Here is a 20,304-nt window from a genome sequence, read left to right on the forward strand (position 1 = left end):
ATGGCTGCCAAGGAAGGTCTCGCCAGTCGCCTCTACAAGGGCGAGGCCGGTCTCAACATCATCGCCCGGCGCCGCATGTGGTTCGTGGTGGCGGCGATCGGCGTGCTGATCGCGGTCGGCAGCTTCGCGTTGCGCGGCTTCACGCTCGGCATCGAGTTCACCGGCGGCACCGAGTTCCAGGTGCCGGCCGCGGGCGTCACGATCCCGGAGGCGTCGGACGCGGTGGCCAAGGCGATCGAGGCCGCGGACCCGGGCGACGAGATCAAGGTCGAGTCGTCGCAGCAGGTCGGCGACGCCGCGACCGGCACCATCCTGATCCGGACCGGCGAGGTCTCGGCCGAGGACTCGATCGAGATCAAGAACTCGGTGGCGGGGACGCTCGGCGTCGACCCCGCGCTGGTGTCGAACAGCCAGGTCTCCGGCGCCTGGGGTGCCTCGGTGACCGAGCGCGCGGTGCTGGCGCTGCTGGTCTTCATCGCGGTGGTCTCGCTCTACCTGGTCCTCCGGTTCGAGTGGCGGATGGCGGTCGCGGCCGTGGTCTCGCTGCTGCTGGACCTGGTGCTCACCGCGGGCGTCTACTCGATCGTCGGCTTCGAGGTCTCGCCGTCGACGGTCATCGGCTTCCTGACGATCCTCGGTTACGCGCTCTACGACGTGGTGGTCGTCTTCGACAAGGTCCAGGAGAACACCCGCGGCATCACGGCGGGCAGCAACCAGACCTACGCGGAGGCGGCGAACCTGGCGATCAACCAGACGCTGATGCGGTCGATCAACACCTCGCTGGTGGCGCTGCTGCCGGTCGGTGGCCTGCTCTTCATCGGTGCCGGTCTGCTCGGCGCCGGCACGCTGGAGGACCTGGGCCTGGTGCTGTTCGTCGGCATGGCGCTGGCGATCTACTCGTCGCTGTTCTTCGCCACGCCGGTGCTGGTCGCGCTCAAGGACTTCGAGCCGCGGATCAAGGTGCACAACCAGCGGGTGCTGTCCCGCCGGGCGGCGCTGGCGAACCGCGCGGCCGAGGGCGGCGCGGAGACCGCGGCCGGGGAGTCGGAGCACGCGCTGGCCGGCTCCACGCCGCGGGTCGGCGCCCGGCCGAACACCAAGCGCCAGAACGCGGGCAACCGCGGCGGGCGCCCGGGCAGCACCGGGGCCAAGCGCCGCGGCTGAGAAACCTCACCGAAGGGCCCGTCCGGCGTCAGCCGGGCGGGCCCTTCGCCATGGAACGCGGCCCCGAGTTGAAGTCCGGCCGCGGACTCCCGAAGAATGACTCCGTGACATCCACTCCCTCACTCTCCGGCGACCTCGGTGCCGACGTGGCCGCGCTGGTCGCGAGCCGGACGCTCGACGTGCCCGACTTCCCCAAGCCGGGCATCCTGTTCAAGGACCTGATGCCGCTGTTCTCCGACGGCATGGTGTTCAAGGAGACGATCGACGCGATCGCCGCCCACCACGGCCCGGACTCGTTCGACGTGGTCGTGGGCGTGGAGGCGCGCGGGTTCGTGATCGCGGCCGCGCTGGCCTACGCGACCGGCGTCGGCGTGGTCCCGATCCGCAAGGCGGGCAAGCTGCCCCGCAAGACCCACTCCGAGTCGTACGCGCTGGAGTACGGCGAGGCCACGCTGGAGGTGCAGGAGGACGCGTTCGTGGCCGGGCAGCGCGTGCTGGTCGTGGACGACGTGCTGGCCACCGGTGGCACCGCGCGGGCCACGCTGGACCTGGTGGAGAAGGCGGGCGGCACGGTCGCCGGGTTCACCGTGCTGCTGGAGCTGGCGTTCCTGGAGGGCCGCCGGCGACTCGCCGGTCGTACCGTTGATGCGCTCTTGACCGTTTGATCCTTGTTCGTCGGATGGTCGAGCGTGGGGTGTCTCCGCTGGCCGGACGGGTACGATTGGCGTCCGGACGTGACGCCCCGGTGGCGCGGACGTGGACCGGGCGGATACGGTCAGGGCGTCCACACATGTGGCCGATGGGAGAGGTGAGGGGTCGATGTCGAGTCACGTCGCCTCTCCCGGTGAAGGCGGAGCAGGCGAGGGCGCGGTGGCGACGAACGAGGTGGAGCGACTCCCGGACATCGTCTCGGCCGTCGAGGCCGAGCGGGTGCCCGAGCCCCCGATGAACGATCTCGAGCCGCATCCCACCGACGACGGCGACGGCGTGGTGCTGCCGTTCCCCGGCGGCCCGAGCGTGGCCGACCAACTGGCCGCCGGCGAGCAGGAGGAGGACCCCACCTTCCTGTCCAACGCGCCGTCCGGCCGCCGCGTGCGCGCCCGCCTGGCCCGGTTCAACGCGCCGTGGCAGACGCCGCAGGTCGCGGAGGTGCTGGAGCCGCTGATCTCGATCCACCGGGCCTCCCACCCGAAGGCGGACGTCCGGCTGCTGCAGCGCGCGTTCGACGTCGCGGCGAAGTGGCACCTCGGGCAGTACCGCAAGTCCGGCGATCCGTACATCACGCACCCGCTCGCGGTCGCCACCATCCTGGCCAACCTGGGCATGGACACGACCACGCTGGTCGCGGCGCTGCTGCACGACACCATCGAGGACACCGACTACAGCCTCGACGCGATGCGCACCGACTTCGGCGGCGAGGTCGCGCTGCTGGTCGACGGCGTGACGAAGCTGGACAAGGTGAAGCTCGGCGACGCGGCCAAGGCGGAGACGATCCGCAAGATGGTCGTGGCGATGGCGAAGGACCCGCGCGTCCTGGTCATCAAGCTGGCCGACCGGCTGCACAACATGCGCACGCTGACCTTCCTGCCCCGCGCCAAGCAGGAGCAGAAGGCCAAGGAGACGCTGGAGATCCTCGCCCCGCTGGCGCACCGGCTGGGAATGAACACGATCAAGTGGGAGCTGGAGGACCTGTCCTTCGGGTTCCTGTTCCCCAAGCGGTTCGAGGAGATCAACCGCCTGATCGGCGAGCACCAGCCGCAGCGCGACACGCTGCTGCGCGAGGTGACGAAGAAGGTCCAGGCCGACCTCAAGTCCGCGAAGATCAAGGCGGAGACCACCGGCCGTCCCAAGCACCTGTACTCGATCTACCAGAAGATGATCGTCCGGGGCCGGGACTTCAACGACATCTACGACCTGGTCGGCGTGCGCATCCTGGTGGACACCGTGCGCGACTGCTACGCGGCACTCGGCGTGATCCACGCGAACTGGCAGCCCGTTCCCGGCCGGTTCAAGGACTACATCGCGATGCCGAAGTTCAACATGTACCAGTCGCTGCACACCACCGTGATCGGCCCGTCCGGCAAGCCGGTGGAGATGCAGATCCGGACGTACGCGATGCACCGCACCGCCGAGTTCGGCATCGCCGCGCACTGGAAGTACAAGGAGCAGAAGGGCGCGACCGTGGTCGGCCCGCCCGCGCACATCGACGAGATGACCTGGCTGCGGCAGTTGCTCGACTGGCAGCGCGAGGCCAGCGACCCGAGCGAGTTCCTGGACGCGCTCCGCTTCGACCTCTCCAGCCAGGAGGTCTACGTCTTCACGCCGAAGGGCGACGTCATCCCGCTGCCTACCGGTTCGACGCCGGTCGACTTCGCCTACGCGGTGCACACCGAGGTCGGCCACAAGTGCATCGGCGCGCGGGTCAACGGCAAACTGGTCCCGCTGGAGTCCACGCTCTCCAACGGCGACGTGATCGAGATCTTCACGTCCAAGTCCGACTCGGCCGGCCCTTCGCAGGACTGGCTCGGCTTCGTCAAGTCCCCGCGGGCCCGCACCAAGATCCGGCAGTACTTCAACAAGGAGCGCCGCGAGGAGGCGATCGAGGCCGGCAAGGAGGCCATGGTCAAGGCCATGCGCAAGCAGGGCCTGCCGCTCCAGCGCCTGCTCACCTCCGACGCACTCATCGCGATCGCCCGCGACCTGCACCTCAACGACGTCTCCGCGCTCTACGCCGCGGTCGGGGAGAACCAGGTCTCCGCGCAGTCCGTGGTGCAGCGCCTGGTCGCCGGCTACGGCGGCGAGGAGGGCGCGGTCGAGGACATCGCCGAGACCGCCGTCCCGACCCGCCCGCCGAGGACCCGCGCCACCGGCCACGACCCGGGGGTCGAGGTCCGCGGCGTCTCCGACGTCTGGATCAAGCTGGCCCGCTGCTGCACCCCGGTGCCCGGCGACTCGGTCTTCGGCTTCGTCACCCGCTCCGGCGGCGTCAGCGTCCACCGCGACGACTGCGCCAACGCCGAGGACCTCAAGGTCCAGGAGGACCGCATCGTCACGGTGACGTGGAAGCCCACCAGCGCCTCCACGTTCCTGGTCGCGATCCAGGTCGAGGCGCTCGACCGCCACAAACTCCTGGCCGACGTGACCCGGGTCCTCTCCGACGAGCGCGTCAACATCCTCTCCGCCACCGTGACCACGACCCGCGACCGGGTGGCGGTGAGCCGCTTCAGCTTCGAGATGGCCGACCCCAAGCACCTCGGCCACCTGCTCGCCGCGGTCCGCAAGGTCGACGGCGTCTTCGACGCCTACCGGGTGACGTCAGGCGCCTGATTTCCATTTTCCCGCTTCCGGCGGGCCTGTTCCCGCATGCTCCCGCGGGCACCGGTCGTCGCTGGCGCTCCTCCCTGCACGATCGTGGCGAGACGTGATCTCTCCCGGAATCGCGACTGATCGCCCACTTTGTGAGCCTCAGGCACCTTATTCGCCTGGAATTACGTGCCTGAGCCTCACATAGTCGCTATCGACGATCAGCGCCGTCGCCGATATGCCGAAATTTCGGACGGAGGCTTCGCGTGCCGGCGGTGTTCATATGGAAAATGTCCGGCCGGGCGGCACCGGATCATGTCGCAGACCGGCAGAGACAGGCCGGTCCGGTCCTCCCGGTGTGCGGGCGATGCGGCTGCCTGCGCAGGGGCCCCAGGCAAGCCGGTGATCACCTTGATCGGCGCTCAGGGCCCGCGCCGGCGTTCGGCCGGGTGCTTCGGCCGGTCGGCTTGGTGGCGGCACGCGACTCGGTGAGCTGGGACAGCGGCGCGGCCGGGCGTCCGATGGCCCGGTGGCTGGGGCGATGGTGGCGGGGCGGCGGCGCGGCTGGACAGTGGAGGGGCCGGGCGTCCGGTGCGGCGACGCGGCGGTGTGACCGAGAGGCGACGTGACCAGCCGGCGGTATGACCAGGCGGGGCCCCGGCGGTCGCCGGGAAGGGCGTGCCGGGGGAACGAGAAGGCCCCCGTCGCCGGGAGGGGACGGGGGCCGGGGGAACTCGGGAGGGTCAGGCGGCGGCGACCGTGACCGTTTGGATGTTGACCTCGTTCTTGGGGTGGCCGCCGCCCGGGCTCGGGTCGAAGGCGCCGTCGTGGCCGGCCTCGGTGGCCTTCTTCAGGATGGCGAGGCCGGCCTCGGAGACCTTGCCGATGATGGTGTAGTCCGGGGACAGCTCGACGTCCTCGTAGATGAAGAAGAACTGGCTGCCGTTGGTGCCGTCCGCGCCGCTGTTGGCCAGGGCGACCACGCCCGCGGGGTACGCCGGCAGGTCGTTCGTCGGCAGGTACTCGTTGCTGTAGCGGTAGGCGGGCCCGCCCGTACCGTCGGACTCGCGGTAGCCCTCGCCCTTGGCGCTCGGGTCGCCGCACTGGAGCATGCCGGGGAACATGCGGTGGCACTTGGTGCCGTCGAAGAACTTCTTGCCGGACAGGAACGTGAACGACTCGACCGCGCACGGCGACTTGGTCCGGTCCATGGTCACGTCGACCGCGCCGAAGTTCGTGGTGACCGTCATGACCGACTTGCCGGTGTTGGCGGCGCTGGCCGGCGGCGTGCCCACGTCGACCGTGGTGCCCTGGCCCTGGTCCGGCGACGGCGTCCAGGTGCAGGTGGTGGTGCCGGCCTGCACGGGGGAGGCGGTGGTGTCGTCCTCCCGCAGCACCGTGACCGCGATCAGCACGCCGGCGGCCACGATCAGGACCGCCGCGCTCGCGGAGGCCACGATCCAGAGGGTCTTGCGCCTACGCGCGGCGGCCTCTCGGCGAGCCGCCATCTCGCGCTCGAGCTTTGCCCGTGCTGCGGCGCGCTGCTGCCGCTCCTTGATGGACGACACGGTGTTCCTCCTGGATGACTATGTGCTGGCAGCCGATAAGAGTGAGGGTAGGTCAGGAAGCTGTGGACGCGGAGGCGGCGGGCGCGGGCGGTGCGGCGGTGGCGCCGACCTCGCCCACGGTCAGCGACGTGATGAGCACGTCGGACTTGGGCACGACCTTCTCGCCGGCCTCGTTGGCGACGGTCTCGGTCTTGCCGATCTCCTGCACCGTCTCCAGGCCGGTGGCGACCGACCCGATGATCGGGTACTGCGGGGTGGCCGGGTTGAAGTCCTTGAAGAAGATCAGGAACTGGCTGCCGTTCTGGCCCGGGGTGGGCGAGGTCAGCGCGATCGTGCCGGCCGGGTACGCCGGGGTGACGCTGCCCGACGGCGGCGCGGACGGGTCGGTGGCGGCCGGCACGTTCTCGTCCCAGTACGTGTACGTCGGCCCGCCCAGCCCGTCACCGGTGAGGTCGCCGCAGTGCAGCGCGCCCTCCTCGGTGATCTCCGTGCACTTCGAGTTGTCGAAGTACTGCCGGCCGGCCAGGTAGGTGAAGCTGGCCACGGAGCACGGCGCGTCCGTGATGTTCAGCGTGGCGGTCACCGGCGCCAGCGAGTTGAACGTGATGGTCGCCGGCCGGGTGCCCTCGGACGGGATGTTCTCCGTCGGCGGCTGGCCCACGTCGCGGCTGGAGTCGGCCGCGGACTGGGTGGTCCACGCGCACGACTCGCCGCCGGCCTCGGTGCTGTCCTCGTCGCGGTCGAAGACTCCCAGCGCCCAGACCGCGACGCCCGCGCCGAGCAGCACCACGACGCTGATGGCGGTGATCGCCCCGAGCCGGCGCCTGCGGCGCTCCTTGGCCGCCCGCCGCGCCATCTGACGGTCGAGCTTCGCGCGCGCGAGCTTTCGCTGACGAGCCTTGCTGGGAGCCACGAGTCCTATCTCCTGTCACAGTCCGCGGGGGCGATCGCACTTTGAGTGCGGCACGCCACACGAGGGCGTAGTGTACGGCCCGGCGCTGTGAAAGTGACGCTCAGGTAGCGCCGACACGCCATCAAAGATCATCGACGCGCTTCGCGCCCTCCGGATTGTCGTTTGCCGGTGCGGATAAGCTGGTCGCGAAATCCCGGACCATGGAGGGCACGTGCTCGTCGACGGCTTTGCGGCCGATGCCTTCGGGACCAACTGCTACGTGGTGGCGACCGGTCCCGGGGAGCGGTGCGTGGTGGTCGACCCGGGCATCGGCGTCGTCGACCGGCTCGAGGAACTGCTGGCGAAGCACCGTCTCCAGCCCGCCGCCGTGCTGCTCACGCACGGGCACCTGGACCACACGTTCTCCGTGACGCCGGTCTGCGGCGCGCGCGGCATCCCGGCGTACGTGCACTCCGGCGACCGCGAGCTGCTGACCGACCCGGCCAAGGCGCTGTCGATGGACTATCGGGCGCTGTTCGGCGGCCGGTTGGAGTACGCGGAGCCCGACGACGTCGTGGAGATGACCGACGGCGCCGTGCTGAGCCTGGTCGGCCTGGAGATCGCGGTCGACCACGCCCCGGGCCATACCGGCGGGTCGGTGCTGTTCCGGCTCCCCGGCGAGCGGGAAGAGGAGATCTGCCTCTCCGGGGACGTGCTCTTCGCGGGCTCCATCGGACGCACCGACCTGCCGGGCGGCAGCATGGACGCCATGCTGACGAGCTTGCGGGAGAAGATCCTGCCGCTCCCCGACGACACCGTCGTCCTGCCCGGCCACGGCCCCGCCACGACCATCGGGCGCGAGCGCGCCACCAACCCGTACCTTCGCGAGCTGCGCGACGCGCCGGCCCGCGGCCTGTGACGGGTTCTCGATCAAGAGGAATCGATTGTCTTGAGCAAGATCATGCCGTTGTCCGGCTTCCCCGAGTGGCTGCCGTCGCAGCGCCTCATCGAGCAGGAGATCATCGGCCGCGTCCAGCGCACGTTCGAGCTGTACGGCTTCGCGCCGCTGGAGACGCGCGCGGTGGAGCCGCTCGACCAGTTGCTGCGCAAGGGCGAGACGTCCAAGGAGGTCTACGTCCTGCGCCGGCTCCAGGCCGACGACGGCGAAAGCGGATCGGCTGACACTGGGCAACGAGATGAACTTGGCCTGCACTTCGACCTGACCGTGCCGTTCGCCCGCTTCGTCCTGGAGAACGCGGGCAAGCTGCAGTTCCCGTTCCGCCGCTACCAGATCCAGAAGGTGTGGCGGGGTGAGCGCCCGCAGGAGGGCCGGTACCGCGAGTTCTACCAGGCGGACATCGACATCGTGGACCGGGACTCGCTGCCCGCGCACTACGAGGCCGAGATCCCGCTGGTGATCGGCGACGCGCTGGGCGGGCTGCCGATCCCGCCGGTGACGATCCAGGTCAACAACCGCAAGGTCCTGGAGGGCTTCTACCGCGGGCTCGGCATCGAGGGTACCGAGGACGTGCTGCGCCAGGTCGACAAGCTCGACAAGATCGGACCGGCCAAGGTCGCCGAGCTGCTCACCGGCCAGGGCCTGTCCGCGGCGCAGGCGGAGAGGGTGCTCGCCCTCGCCGAGATCACGGCGCCGGACAGCGGCTTCGCGGACCGGGTGACGCGGCTCGGCGTGAGCGACCCGCTGCTCGACGAGGGCCTGGAGGAGCTGGTCCGGGTGGTGGACACCGCGGTCGCGGAGAAGCCGGGCCTGGTCGTGGCGGACCTGCGGATCGCACGCGGCCTCGACTACTACACCGGTACCGTCTACGAGACCCTGCTCCGGGGGTACGAACGGTTCGGCTCGATCAGCTCCGGTGGCCGTTACGACAACCTGGCCACCGCGGGCCGGGACGTCTTCCCCGGCGTCGGCATCTCGATCGGCATCACCCGGCTGCTCGGCATCCTCTTCGGCCGCGACGCGCTCACCGCGTCCCGCTCCGTGCCGACCTGCGTGCTGGTCGCGGTGAACAGCGAGGAGGAGCGCCCGCGCAGCGTCGCGGCCGCGGCGGCGCTGCGCCGCAACGGCATCCCGGCCGAGGTGGCGCCGAGCGCCGCGAAGTTCGGCAAGCAGATCCGGTACGCGGAGCGGCGCGGCATCCCGTTCGTCTGGTTCCCCGGCGAGCGCGACTCGGTGAAGGACATCCGCTCCGGCGAGCAGGTCGACGCGGACGCGGCCACGTGGACGCCGCCGGAGGAGGATCTGCGGCCGGTCGTCTCCGCGGCCGTCTGATCTCACGCGTACGCGGCGCGGCGGCGCAGGATTCGCCGCGCCGTTACGCTGAGTGTGCAACATCTCACAAATGAGTGACGCGGCCTGTGAGGTGTCCTTAAACGGCAAGACATCTACGGGTACGGATGCGTGAAATCGCGCGACCCTAGCTTCTCTGCACCCGCACCGGCAGAGAGGAAGTCGGATGTCACGAGGTCTGCGGAGTCCGTTCGTCGCGCTGGGGCTCGCCGTCGCGCTCGCCGTCACGGCCGGTTGCGTCGGCGAGGCGCCGTCGGGGGGCGCGGCGAGCGGCGACACGATCAAGGTCGGCGTCCTGCACTCGCTCAGCGGCACCATGGCGATCAGCGAGGTCACGGTCAGGGACGCCGAGCTGCTCGCGATCGAGGAGATCAACGCCGCCGGCGGCGTGCTGGGCAAGAAGCTGGAGCCCGTCGTCGAGGACGGCGCCTCGGACTGGCCCACGTTCGCCGAGAAGGCGCAGAAGCTGATCAGCCAGGACCGGGTGGCGACGGTCTTCGGCGGGTGGACGTCCGCCAGCCGCAAGGCCATGCTGCCGGTCTTCGAGCGCAACCGGGCGCTGCTCTGGTACCCGGTGCAGTACGAGGGGCTGGAGAGCTCGCCGTACATCTTCTACACCGGCGCCACCACCAACCAGCAGATCGTGCCCGGCCTGGACTACCTCAGGGAGCAGGGCAAGAAGAAGGTCTTCCTGGTCGGCAGCGACTACGTCTTCCCGCGTACCGCCAATAAGATCATCAAGGCCTACGCCGCGGCGAACGGCATGGAGATCGTCGGCGAGGAGTACACACCGCTCGGCCACACCGAGTACAGCACCGTGGTGAACAAACTCGGTCAGGCCCGCCCGGACGCGGTCTTCAACACGCTGAACGGCGACTCCAACGTGGCGTTCTTCAAGGCGCTGCGCGGCGCCGGGATCACCGCGGACGCGATGCCCACGGTCAGCGTGAGCGTGGCCGAGGAGGAGGTCGCCGGCATCGGGCCGGACAACATCGCCGGTCACCTGGTCGCCTGGAACTACTACCAGACCACGCCGGGCGCGGCGAACCAGACGTTCGTCGCCGCGTTCAAGGCCCGGTACGGCGCGAACAAGGTCACCTCCGACCCGATGGAGGCCGGCTACAACGCGGTCAAGCTGTGGGCCGCCGCGGTCGCGAAGGCCGGCACCACCGAGACCGAGGCGGTCAAGGCCGCGGCCAAGGGCATCGCGCTGGACCTGCCGGAGGGCACGGTCACGATCGACGGCGAGAACCAGCACGTGTTCAAGACCGCGCGGATCGGCCTGGTGCAGCCGGACGGCCAGATCCGGGAGGTGTGGAACTCCGGGCAGCCGATCAAGCCGGACCCGTACCTCAAGGGCTACTCCTGGGCGACCGGGCTGAGCTGATGGCCATCCTCAACCAGCTGTTCATCGGCGCGAGCATGGGCGCGGTGCTGCTGCTGATCGCGCTCGGGCTGACGTTCACGTTCGGCCAGATGGGCGTGATCAACATGGCGCACGGCGAGTTCATCATGATCGGTGCCTACACCGCGTACGTGCTGCAGGGCGTGGGTCTGCTGGTCGCGCTGCCGGTGGCGTTCCTGATCGCCGGCGCGCTGGGCGTGGTCCTGGAACGGCTGCTGATCCGCCGCTTCTACGGCCGGGCCCTGGACACGCTGCTGCTCACGTTCGGCGTCAGCCTGATCCTGCAACAGCTCGCCCGGGACATCTTCGGCGCGCCGAACGTGGGCGTCACCGCGCCCGCCTGGCTCACCGGCGGCGTCGGCCCGCTGCCGTACAGCCGGATCTTCATCCTGGTCCTGGCCCTGGCCTGCGTCGCCGCGATCGCGGTCTACCTGACCCGGATGCGGCAGGGCCGCCGGATGCGCGCGGTCATGCAGAACCGGCAGCTCGCGGCCGTCAGCGGCGTCGCCACCGAGCGGGTCGACCAGCTCACGTTCCTCCTCGGCTCCGGGCTGGCCGGCGTCGCGGGTGTGGCGCTGACGCTGATCGGGCCGGTCGGGCCGTCGCTCGGCACCTACTACATCGTGGACGCCTTTCTCATCGTGGTGGCGGGCGGGCTCGGCCGGCTGGGCGGCGCGGTGATCGCGGCGTTCGCGCTGGGCGTGCTGAACAGCTTCGTCGAGTTCTGGACCGACGCCAGCCTCGCCAAGGTGGTGGTGTTCGCCGTGATCGTCGCGTTCCTCCAGATCCGTCCGCAGGGCCTGTTCGTCCTCCGCACCCGGGCCCTGACATGAGGGCCTCCAGGTGGGGTGTGTTCCTCGTCGTCGCGCTGCTGCTCCTCGCCGCTCCGGCGCTGCTGCCCGCGTTCCGGCTGGAGCTGCTGGCCAAGTGGCTCTGCTACGCGATCGTGGCGGTCGGCATCCACCTGGCCTGGGGGCGGGGCGGCATGCTCACACTCGGCCAGGGCGTCTTCTTCGGGCTCGGCGGCTACGCCATGGGCATGCACCTCAAGCTCGCCGACGCCGGGCCCGGTGCGCTGCCCGACTTCATGGTGTGGAGCGGCGTGGAGACGCTGCCCGCGCTCTGGGCGCCGTTCCGCGACCCGGTCTTCGCGCTGGCCATGGTGGTCGTGCTGCCCACCGTGACCGCGCTGCTGCTCGGCACGCTGGTGTTCCGGCAGCGGGTGCGCGGTGCGTACTTCGCCGTGCTCTCCCAGGCGCTCGCGGCCGCGTTCGTGATCCTGCTGGTCGGCCAGCAGGGCCTCACCGGCGGCACCAACGGGCTGACCAACGTGCGGTACTTCTTCGGCCTCGACCTCTACGACCCGGCGGGCAAGCGGATCGTCTACTACCTGGTGCTCGGCGCGCTGCTGGCGGTGTTCCTGGCCGCGTGGCAACTGTCCCGCAGCCGGCTCGGCCGCCTGCTGGTCGCGGTCCGGGACGGCGAGGACCGGGTGCGGTTCCTCGGCTACGACCCGGCCGTGGTCAAGACGCTGGTCTACGCGGTCTCGGCGGCCATGGCCGGGATCGCGGGTGCGCTGTTCGTACCGGTGGTGGGCATCCTCGGCCCGGCCGACCTGGGCGTGGTGCCGTCGCTGGAGATGCTGGTGGCGGTCGCGATCGGCGGGCGCTTCTCGCTCGGCGGCGCGATCGGCGGCGCGGTGCTGTACCACTACGCCAGCACCGGGCTCAGCGAGACGTTCCCGTCCGCGTGGACGTACCTCCAGGGCGCGCTGTTCATCGCGGTGATGCTGTGGGCGCCGCGCGGCCTGGCCGGGCTGCTCGCCTCCGGCCTGTCGCTGCTGCGCCGCCGGAGAGCCTCGCCACCGGCGGCACCCGCGCCCGAGGAGGTGCCGGCATGACCGAGCGAAGCGAGGGCATCAGGGGGCTCAGCCCACGTAGGTCATGCCGACGGGGGAGCGAAGCGGAGGAGGCGGCATGACCGGACGGCTGGAGGTCAGGGGGCTCAATGTGGTCTTCGACGGCTTCCATGCGCTCACCGACCTGGACTTCACGGTGCAGCCGGGCGAACTGCGGTTCCTCATCGGGCCGAACGGCGCGGGCAAGACCACGCTGATCGACGTGATCACCGGGCGGGTCCGGGCCACGTCCGGCTCGGTCCGGTTCAACGGCACCGAGCTGCGCGGGCGCCGGGAGCACGCGATCGTCCGGCTCGGCGTCGGCCGTACCTTCCAGACCTCGGTCGTCTTCGAGGAACTGAGCGTGCTGGAGAACCTGGACCTGGCCGCGTCCTTCCGGCGGAGCCCGCTCGCGCTGCTGCGCGCGCGGCGCGGCGTCTCCGCCGAGGTGGCCGGGGTGCTGGAGACCACCGGCCTGACCGAGCTGGCCGACCGGCCGGCCGGTGTGCTCTCGCACGGCCAGCGCCAGTGGCTGGAGATCGGCATGCTGCTGGTGCAGCGGCCCAGCCTGCTGCTGCTCGACGAGCCGGTGGCCGGCATGAGCCGGGCGGAACGCGAACGCACCGGCCGGCTGCTCCAGACCGTGGCGAAGGAGCACACGGTCGTGGTGATCGAGCACGACATGGAATTCCTGCGCCGGTACGCCAGCCAGGTCACGGTGCTGCACGAGGGCCGGCTGCTCCGCGAGGGCTCGGTCGCGGACGTGCAGGCCGATCCACGCGTCCGCGAGGTCTACCTCGGACGGTCGCGGTCCGAGCCGGAGAGGGAACCCGCATGACGCTCGACGTGTCCGGACTCGATGTGGCGTACGGCCGCGCGCAGGTGCTCTTCGGGGTTGATCTCCACGCCCCCGCCGGGGAACTCACCTGCGTCATGGGCCGCAACGGCGTCGGCAAGTCCACGCTGCTCAAGGCCATCATGGGCGTGCTGCCCGCGCGCGCCGGCACGATCACGTTCGAGGGCGAGGACATCTCCACCCTCAAGACCCACCAGCGGGTACGCCGAGGGCTCGGCTACGTCCCGCAGGGCCACGAGACGTTCCCACAGCTCACCGTGGCCGAGAACCTCCAGGTCACGCTGGAGGCCGCGCCCGGCGGTCAGCGGTCCGCGCTGGACGAGGCGCTCGACCTGTTCCCGGCGCTGCGCGCGCTGCTCCCGCGCCGCGCCGGCTTCCTCTCCGGCGGCCAGCAACAGCAGCTCGCGATGGCCCGCGCGCTGGTCACCCGCCCCCGCATGCTGCTGCTCGACGAGCCCACCGAGGGCATCCAGCCCTCCATCATCGTCGAGATCGAGGAGGCGATCGCGCGCCTGCACACCGAGGCCGGGCTCGCCATCCTCCTCATCGAGCAGTACCTGGAGACCGCGCTCCGCCTGGCCGACCGCTTCCTCATCCTGGACGCCGGCGAGGTCGTCCGCGCCGGTCCTCGCGCCGCCCTCCACGACGACTCCCTCCACCACCTCCTCTCGGTGTGACCCGGTGGCCGGCGTCAGTAGGTGAAGCGGGAGACCGTGCTCTGGAGCTCGTTGGACATCCGGGAGAGCTCGGCGGCGGAGCGCTGGGCGTCGGCGACCGACTCGGCGGTGATGCGGGCGTTCTCCGCCACGTTGTCGATGCTGGCGCTGATCTGGCCGGTGGCGTTGGCGGCCTCGGTGACGTTGCGGTTCATCTCGGCGGTGGTGGCGGATTGTTCTTCGACGGCGGAGGCGATGGTGGTGGTGTAGTCGTTGATGCGGCCGATGACTTCGGCGATCTCCTGGATGGCGGTGACGGCCTGGTTGCTGTCGGCCTGGATGGCCTCGACGCGGCGGGAGATGTCCTCGGTGGCGCGGGCGGTCTCCTGGGCGAGGTCTTTGACCTCGGTGGCGACGACGGCGAAGCCTTTGCCGGCCTCGCCGGCGCGGGCGGCTTCGATGGTGGCGTTGAGGGCGAGCAGGTTGGTCTGTTCGGCGATGGCGGTGATGACCTTGATGACGTCGCCGATCTGGCGGGAGGACTCGCCGAGCGTGGCGATGGTCTGGTTGGTCGACTCGGCCACGGCCACGGCCTGACCCGCGACCTCGGCGGCGTTGTTGGCGCTCTGCGCGATCTCGCCGATCGCGGCGCCCATCTCCTCGGAGCCGGCCGCGACCGTGGTCACGCCCTGGGAGACCTCCTCGGACGCGGCCGAGACGACCTTCGCCTGGGTGGAGGCCTCCTCGGCGTTCTTGGCGATCTGGTTCGCGATCACCGAGGTCTGCTCCGCGGCGGCGGCGAGGCTCTGTGAGGCGGCGCCGACGGAGGCCACCACCTCGCGGGTCTGCCGCAGCGCCCGCGTCAGCATGCCGGCCATCTGGCCGACCTCGTCCCGGCCGTGCACGTCCGGCTCCAGCGTGAGGTCACCCTCGGCCATGTGGCTCAGCGAGCGCTTGACCTTGGCCAGCGGGCCGACGATCTGCCGGGCCACCCAGATGCCGAGCGCCAGCGCGAGCAGGATGCCGACGAGGCCCACGACCACCAGCGTGATCTCGCCGGTCTCGGCGGCGGCGCTGGCCTCCTCCGCACGCAGCTTGGCCTGGCCGGCCTCGGCCGCGTTCTCCGCCTCGATGGCGTCGGCGGCGTCGGTCATCACCGGCACGAACTGCGCGCGGTACTGCGTGAAGAACTCCGCGGTCCGGTTCTGTTCCGCCAGCGGGATGAGCGTGTTGTCGGCCAGGTCCACCAGCCGGACGAAGTCCTCCTCGAACGTCTTCATGGCATCCGCGTCGACGGCGTGCGACAGGTACGAGCCGATCCCCTCGTCGATGCTGCGCTCCCGGTCGTCGATCTCGGGCCGCAGCGTCGTACGGGTCTCCGTGCTCGCGCCGCCGTACTCCAGGACGCGGGCTCGCCAGGTCTGGAAGTCCCGTTGCAGCGACGACAGCACGGTCAGCGGCGCCACGTTGTCGGTGTAGAGCGTGTCCGCCTTCTGGTCGAGCGTGTCGAGCTCCACGTACCCGGTGACGCCGATGACGCCCGCGGCGATCGCGGCGACCGCCACGGCGGAGAGGATCTTCGAGTTCACGCTCCGGTCGGTGAACCAGCGTGCCGGGCCGCCGCGCCGAGCGGACGGCGCGGCAGCGGAGGGCTCAGTGCTCATCTGTCATCTCCCGCTCGGACCGGATGCAACCCGAAACACACCGGACTGCAACCCGATCGACCGGGAAACGCGCGGTCTTACGTTTTCCGCCCGTTTAGCGTGGTGTCACAGCTCGAAGATGAGGCAGCTCGACGTGCCGTGGGCCAGGAGCTTGCCGGCCGCGTCGGTGAGCCGCGCCTCGGCGAGCGCGGTCCGGCGTCCCCGGCTGAGCAGGGTGCCCTCGCAGCGCACCCGGCCGGTCGCGAGGGTGACCGGGCGGACGAACTTCACGGTCAGATCCAGCGACGTGTAGCCGACGCCGGCCGGCAGCGTGGTGTGCACCGCGCACGCCGCCGCGGTGTCCAGCAGCGTCGAGATGACGCCGCCGTGCACGGAGCCGAGCGGGTTGTAGTGATACTCCTGCGGGTCCAGGTCGATGCCGATCCAGCCCTCCTTCGCCTCCATGCCCGCGATCCCGACCGTGTGCATGATCGGCGGGGCCGGCAGCTCGCCCGCGCACATCGCCCGGATCAGGTCGAGGCCGCCGCGGCGACCGAGGTGAGCGGCGACGGCGGCGGGGTCCGTCCAGGTGTACGTACGGCTGCGCTGAGTCTCTTCCATGGACGCAGCCTCCCAGCCGGTTGCTGGGTCTGTCAACGAGACTTAGCCTGGTTGTCGTGAGACCCGAGGCGTTGAACTGGTCCGTGGAGAACTGCCCGATCGACGGCACGATGGCCGTGCTCGGCGAGAAGTGGGCGGTCGCGGTGATGCGCGAGGTGTTCAGCGGCGTCCGCCGGTTCGAGGACATGCGCGAGCGCACCGGCGTGCCCCGGCAGGTCCTCACCAACCGGCTGGCCATGCTGGTCGAGCAGGGCCTGCTGCGCCGCGAGCCCTACCAGGAGCCGGGCAGCCGCCGCCGGTACGAGTACCGCCTCACCCCCAAGGGCTTCGACCTCTACCCGATCCTGATCGCGCTGCGCGCCTGGGGCGAGCGCTACCTCACCGGGCCCGAGGGACCGTCCGTGCGGGCGATCCACCGCGGCTGCGACGCCGACGTCCACCTCACCGTGCACTGCGCGGACGGCCACGAACTGACCGACCCGCGCGAGGTCGCGCTGACGCCCGGCCCGGGGGCGATTCGTCTCGATCCGGCATAGACTGCGGCGTGTCGATCACCGGTCCGCTGCGCATCGCCGTCTACCGCAACCTCTGGCTCGCGGTCCTGGTCAGCAACGTCGGACTCTGGATGCAGACGGTCGGCGCCCAGTGGCTGCTGGTCGCCGAGCCGAACGCGTCGACGCTCGTCTCGCTCGTCCAGACCGCCAGCCTGGCACCGGTGTTCCTGCTCGCGCTGCCGGCCGGCGCGCTCGCCGACAGCCTCGGCCGGCGCCGCCTGCTGCTGGCCGTGCAGGCCGGGCTCGCGCTGGTCGCCGGCCTGCTCACGCTGCTGACCGCGCTCGGCGACGTACACCCGGCGCTGCTGCTCACGTTCACGTTCGCGCTCGGCGCCGGCCAGGCGCTCACGCTTCCCGCGTGGCAGGCCACCATCCCCGACCTGGTGCCGCGCGACCAACTCGTCTCCGCGTCCGCACTCGGCTCGATCAGCATCAACGCGGCGCGCGCGGTCGGGCCCGCGGTGGCCGGCCTGCTCATCGCGCAGGCCGGCGCCGCCGTCGTGTTCGGCATCAACGCGCTCACGTTCGTGCTGTTCGCCGCCGTGCTCGCGGCCTGGCGCCCGGACCGTACCAGCGCGCCGCGCACGCCGGAGCCGTTCACGTCCGCGGTCCGCGCCGGCACCCGGTACGTACGGCACTCGCCGGTGGTCCGCCGCATCCTGCTCCGCGCCGTGCTGTTCATCGCGCCCGGCAACGCGCTCTGGGCGCTGCTCCCGCTGGTCGCCAGCCAGCGCCTCGGCTTCGGCTCCGGCGGATACGGCCTGATGCTCACCGTGCTCGGCGCCGGCGCGGTCGCCGGCGCGTTCCTGCTCGCGCCGATCCGCGACCGGATCTCCAACAACCAGATGCTGCTCGCCGCCGGCATCGGATACGCCGCCGTGCTCGCCGTGCTCGGCCTGGTCCGGGTGCCCGCGCTCGTCATGATCGCGCTGCTGCCCGCCGGCATCGCCTGGGTCGCGGTGCTGTCCACCATCAACGCGTCCATGCAGCTGTTCCTGCCCGGCTGGGTGCGCGCCCGCGGCCTCGCGATCTACCAGATCGTCATCTCCGCCGCCCAGGCGCTGCCCGCGCTCGCCTGGGGCCTGCTCGCGGACGCCACCGGCCTCCCGGTCGCGCTCACCGCCGCCGCCGCGCTGATGCTGGCCGGCGCGCTCACGCTGCGCTTCTGGGCGCTGATCGACACCCGCACCATGGACCGCGCCCCCGCCGTCTTCTGGCCCGAACCCCACCTCACGCTCGAACCCGACCCGCGCACCGGCCCCATCCTGGTCACGGTCCGCTACAAGGTCAGCGCCGCCAACGCCCCCGCGTTCGTGACGGCCATGGACGCGGTCCGCCGCGCGGTCCAGCGCACCGGCGCGTACCGCTGGGGTCTCTTCCGCGACGGCGCCGGCTCCGGCACCTTCGTCGAGGTCTACCTCGTCTCCTCCTGGGAGGAACACCTCCGCCAGCACACCGGCCGCCTCACCGGCGCCGACCGGGCCGCCGAGGAACACGCCCGCTCCCTCGCGGACGGCCCACCCGAGGTCAGCCACCTCTTCCCCGCCACCGCCGCACCAACCGCTTGATCTATCTCCCGCTTCCGGCGTGGTGCGGCCCGCTTGCTCCCGCGGGCGCTGTGCCGGCTCCGGGGGCGACCCCGGACCCCGATCTTCCCGCTTCCGGCGTGGTGCCGCCCGCATGCTCCCGCGGGCGCTGTGCCGGCTCCGGGGACGACCCCGGACCCCGATCTTCCCGCTTCCGGCGTGGTGCCGCCCGCATGCTCCCGCGGGCAAACCCGCGGCGGGCTCCGGCTCCGCTGGCGCTCCGCTCCACCCGCCGCGTCGGAGCCGGTTCTCGGCGAGGTCACCACGAGCCGCGGGTGGACCGGCCACCTGATCCGGCCGCGCCCGCGTCACGTCCGCCTGCCGGAGATCGCCGCCGCACGATCTGTCCGTGGCGGCGTGCGGCCTGGTGCGCGGATTCGGGATGGGGGCCGCCGTCATGCCGTGGCGCTGATCGGACGCGGCCCGGGGGCTGAGTCGGCACGCTCGCGCGCCGCGGGTCAGGTGGGGAGGAGGGCGGTGATGGGCGTGGCGGGGTGGCCGGAGAGGAGGGCGACGTGGTCGGTGACGGGGGAGAGGGAGCCGGAGGCGATGGCGGTGTAGGTGGAGATCCAGGCGTCGAGCTGCCAGGTGGGGGCGGCGTAGTGGGCGCGGGAGGCGTAGGCCTCCGGGAGCGTCTCGGGGTGGTAGGTGATCGGGCGGCCGGTGTGCCTGGTCAGCAGCGCGGCGACGTCGGCGAGGGAGACGGCCTCGGGGCCGGTGAGGTGGTAGACGCGGTTCGCGTGCGGGGCGGGGGTGCGGAGCACGGCGGCGGCGCAGTCGGCGACGTCGGAGCGGGACACGGCGGAGACGCGGCCGTCGGCGGCGGGGCCGCGGATGACGCCGTCGGGGCCGGGCAGCGTGAGCAGGAAGTCGGCGTAGAGGTTGTCGCGCAGCGCGGTCCAGGTGAGGCCGGAGGCGCGCAGGTGCTCCTCGGTCGCGTGGTGATCGCGGGCCAGCGTGAACGTGGCGTCCGGCGCGGCGCCGAGGAACGAGATGTAGACCAGGTGGCGTACGCCCGCGGCGGCGGCCGCGTCGATGAACGCGCGGTGCTGGTCGACGCGGTCGGCGGACTCCGCCGCCGAGACCATCAGCGCGACCTCGACGCCGTGCAGTGCGCGTTCGGCGGCGGGGCGGTCGCCGTACGAGGCGGGTACCACCGTGGCGTGCGGCAGCGCGGGGGCGCGCTCGGGCGAGCGGGCGAGGAGGCGCAGCGGGAGGCCGGCGGCGGAGAGGCGGCGGGCGACGGCGCCGCCGAGGTGGCCGGTCACGCCGGTCACCGCGATCTCGATCATGACCGCGATTCTGTCACTCTTCGTCGTCGGTGGGCTCACGGCGTACCCGTGGCGGGGTCTTGTTCGTGGGGGTTGGGGATTGTTCGCGCGGGCCGCGCATCGGGTCGAAGAAGGCGTCCTCGGCCGACTCCGGAGCCCGGCGGAACCAGGCGCGCGCGCTCGGCGTGCTGACCAGCGCGGCGTAGATGATCGGCCAGCCCAGGCCGGGCATGCCGGCCAGCACGGTCTCGTAGACCATCCGGGCCACGGCCAGGGCGGCGCCGATGCCGCAGAGGACCAGCAGCAGGACGCGTCCCCAGCCGTGGCCGCGGAGGACGGCCCAGGCCAGGAGCAGGTAGAGCGCGCCGTACGGCACGAGCAGCCACGGCGGGAGCAGGCTGCCCATGGTGTCGCCGGAGAGTCCGAACGCGAGCGTCAGGCCGCCACCGGCGCAGAGCAGCACCGAGGTGGCCAGCACGGCGGCCGGAGGGAGCCCGCGACGCATGACCATGGGCGGATCTAACCATGAGTATCGTTCGCGAATGAGTCACCGGCCGGTCCGCCTGCCGTCGTTCATCCG

17 protein-coding genes and 1 pseudogene are annotated in these 20,304 nt (G+C 71.4%); 12 read left to right on the forward strand and 6 right to left on the reverse strand.

Going from position 1 to position 20,304, the window contains the following annotated elements; genetic code table 11:
• From secF to J2S41_RS04485, 3 genes and pseudogenes are all read left to right on the forward strand, one after another.
• On the forward strand, positions 1–1,164 hold the full coding sequence (secF, locus tag J2S41_RS04475; protein WP_310363413.1) for a protein translocase subunit SecF: 1,164 nt from the start codon (positions 1–3) through the stop codon (positions 1,162–1,164).
• A gap of 104 nt (positions 1,165–1,268) precedes the next feature.
• A complete protein-coding gene (locus J2S41_RS04480; RefSeq protein ID WP_374728110.1) occupies positions 1,269–1,829 on the forward strand; it encodes an adenine phosphoribosyltransferase in 561 nt (186 codons plus the stop codon).
• Positions 1,830–2,030: 201 nt separating this feature from the next.
• Positions 2,031–4,491, forward strand: a pseudogene (locus J2S41_RS04485) (RelA/SpoT family protein); the annotation flags it as partial.
• Positions 4,492–5,210: 719 nt separating this feature from the next.
• Here J2S41_RS04485 and J2S41_RS04490 read toward each other — a convergent pair.
• Both J2S41_RS04490 and J2S41_RS04495 read right to left on the reverse strand, forming a co-directional pair.
• A complete protein-coding gene (locus J2S41_RS04490) occupies positions 5,211–5,975 on the reverse strand; it encodes a peptidylprolyl isomerase (RefSeq protein WP_310376283.1) in 765 nt (254 codons plus the stop codon).
• Between the two features lie 112 nt (positions 5,976–6,087).
• The gene (locus J2S41_RS04495) at positions 6,088–6,948 is read right to left on the reverse strand and encodes a peptidylprolyl isomerase (RefSeq protein WP_310363421.1); all 861 of its coding nucleotides are present in this window, start codon (positions 6,946–6,948) and stop codon (positions 6,088–6,090) included.
• Positions 6,949–7,159: 211 nt separating this feature from the next.
• Between J2S41_RS04495 and J2S41_RS04500 the strand changes: the two genes are divergently transcribed.
• From J2S41_RS04500 to urtE, 7 genes are all read left to right on the forward strand, one after another.
• Positions 7,160–7,846: an MBL fold metallo-hydrolase gene (locus tag J2S41_RS04500; protein ID WP_310363424.1), complete on the forward strand. Its 687-nt coding sequence runs from the start codon at positions 7,160–7,162 to the stop codon at positions 7,844–7,846.
• A gap of 30 nt (positions 7,847–7,876) precedes the next feature.
• Complete coding sequence (gene hisS / locus J2S41_RS04505; RefSeq protein WP_310363426.1) at positions 7,877–9,217, forward strand: histidine--tRNA ligase; 1,341 nt, start codon at positions 7,877–7,879, stop codon at positions 9,215–9,217.
• Between the two features lie 184 nt (positions 9,218–9,401).
• Complete coding sequence (gene urtA / locus J2S41_RS04510) at positions 9,402–10,622, forward strand: urea ABC transporter substrate-binding protein (RefSeq protein ID WP_310363428.1); 1,221 nt, start codon at positions 9,402–9,404, stop codon at positions 10,620–10,622.
• Positions 10,622–11,473, forward strand: a complete 852-nt coding sequence (gene urtB / locus J2S41_RS04515) for an urea ABC transporter permease subunit UrtB (protein WP_310363429.1) — start codon at positions 10,622–10,624, stop codon at positions 11,471–11,473. Before urtA ends, urtB begins: the two co-directional genes overlap by 1 nt.
• Before the next feature lie 17 nt (positions 11,474–11,490).
• Positions 11,491–12,540: an urea ABC transporter permease subunit UrtC gene (gene urtC / locus J2S41_RS04520; RefSeq protein WP_310363431.1), complete on the forward strand. Its 1,050-nt coding sequence runs from the start codon at positions 11,491–11,493 to the stop codon at positions 12,538–12,540.
• 76 nt (positions 12,541–12,616) lie between these two features.
• Positions 12,617–13,375, forward strand: a complete 759-nt coding sequence (gene urtD, locus J2S41_RS04525) for an urea ABC transporter ATP-binding protein UrtD (RefSeq protein ID WP_310363433.1) — start codon at positions 12,617–12,619, stop codon at positions 13,373–13,375.
• Positions 13,372–14,070 (forward strand): urea ABC transporter ATP-binding subunit UrtE, encoded by a 699-nt coding sequence (gene urtE / locus J2S41_RS04530; protein ID WP_310363437.1) that lies wholly within the window; start codon positions 13,372–13,374, stop codon positions 14,068–14,070. Before urtD ends, urtE begins: the two co-directional genes overlap by 4 nt.
• A gap of 14 nt (positions 14,071–14,084) precedes the next feature.
• Here the strand turns inward: urtE and J2S41_RS04535 are convergent, their stop codons facing one another.
• On the reverse strand, positions 14,085–15,713 hold the full coding sequence (locus J2S41_RS04535) for a HAMP domain-containing methyl-accepting chemotaxis protein (RefSeq protein WP_310363439.1): 1,629 nt from the start codon (positions 15,711–15,713) through the stop codon (positions 14,085–14,087).
• Between the two features lie 105 nt (positions 15,714–15,818).
• Complete coding sequence (locus tag J2S41_RS04540) at positions 15,819–16,313, reverse strand: PaaI family thioesterase (protein ID WP_310363442.1); 495 nt, start codon at positions 16,311–16,313, stop codon at positions 15,819–15,821.
• Positions 16,314–16,369: 56 nt separating this feature from the next.
• Between J2S41_RS04540 and J2S41_RS04545 the strand changes: the two genes are divergently transcribed.
• Entirely contained in the window at positions 16,370–16,849 is a 480-nt protein-coding gene (locus tag J2S41_RS04545; protein ID WP_310363445.1) for a winged helix-turn-helix transcriptional regulator, read from the forward strand.
• Positions 16,850–16,857: 8 nt separating this feature from the next.
• Positions 16,858–18,435: an MFS transporter gene (locus J2S41_RS04550; RefSeq protein ID WP_310363450.1), complete on the forward strand. Its 1,578-nt coding sequence runs from the start codon at positions 16,858–16,860 to the stop codon at positions 18,433–18,435.
• A gap of 476 nt (positions 18,436–18,911) precedes the next feature.
• Here the strand turns inward: J2S41_RS04550 and J2S41_RS04555 are convergent, their stop codons facing one another.
• Together J2S41_RS04555 and J2S41_RS04560 are read right to left on the reverse strand one after the other, a co-directional pair.
• Entirely contained in the window at positions 18,912–19,745 is an 834-nt protein-coding gene (locus J2S41_RS04555) for an SDR family oxidoreductase (RefSeq protein ID WP_310363452.1), read from the reverse strand.
• Between the two features lie 13 nt (positions 19,746–19,758).
• Positions 19,759–20,235 carry a hypothetical protein gene (locus J2S41_RS04560; protein WP_310363455.1) on the reverse strand — a complete coding sequence of 159 codons (477 nt, stop codon included), beginning with the start codon at positions 20,233–20,235 and terminating at the stop codon, positions 19,759–19,761.
• Positions 20,236–20,304: the final 69 nt, after the last annotated feature.

Source organism: Catenuloplanes atrovinosus (assembly GCF_031458235.1).
GTDB lineage: Bacteria > Actinomycetota > Actinomycetes > Mycobacteriales > Micromonosporaceae > Catenuloplanes > Catenuloplanes atrovinosus.

Bases quoted from the DNA above. Each gene is read 5' to 3' on its own strand.
- J2S41_RS04560 (WP_310363455.1), bottom strand. From the start codon at position 20,235: ATGGTCATGCGTCGCGGGCTCCCTCCGGCCGCCGTGCTGGCCACCTCG.
- urtB (WP_310363429.1), top strand. From the start codon at position 10,622: ATGGCCATCCTCAACCAGCTGTTCATCGGCGCGAGCATGGGCGCGGTG.
- urtD (WP_310363433.1), top strand. From the start codon at position 12,617: ATGACCGGACGGCTGGAGGTCAGGGGGCTCAATGTGGTCTTCGACGGC.
- J2S41_RS04535 (WP_310363439.1), bottom strand. From the start codon at position 15,713: ATGAGCACTGAGCCCTCCGCTGCCGCGCCGTCCGCTCGGCGCGGCGGC.
- urtE (WP_310363437.1), top strand. From the start codon at position 13,372: ATGACGCTCGACGTGTCCGGACTCGATGTGGCGTACGGCCGCGCGCAG.
- J2S41_RS04490 (WP_310376283.1), bottom strand. From the start codon at position 5,975: ATGGCGGCTCGCCGAGAGGCCGCCGCGCGTAGGCGCAAGACCCTCTGG.
- J2S41_RS04540 (WP_310363442.1), bottom strand. From the start codon at position 16,313: ATGGAAGAGACTCAGCGCAGCCGTACGTACACCTGGACGGACCCCGCC.
- J2S41_RS04555 (WP_310363452.1), bottom strand. From the start codon at position 19,745: ATGATCGAGATCGCGGTGACCGGCGTGACCGGCCACCTCGGCGGCGCC.
- secF (WP_310363413.1), top strand. From the start codon at position 1: ATGGCTGCCAAGGAAGGTCTCGCCAGTCGCCTCTACAAGGGCGAGGCC.
- urtA (WP_310363428.1), top strand. From the start codon at position 9,402: ATGTCACGAGGTCTGCGGAGTCCGTTCGTCGCGCTGGGGCTCGCCGTC.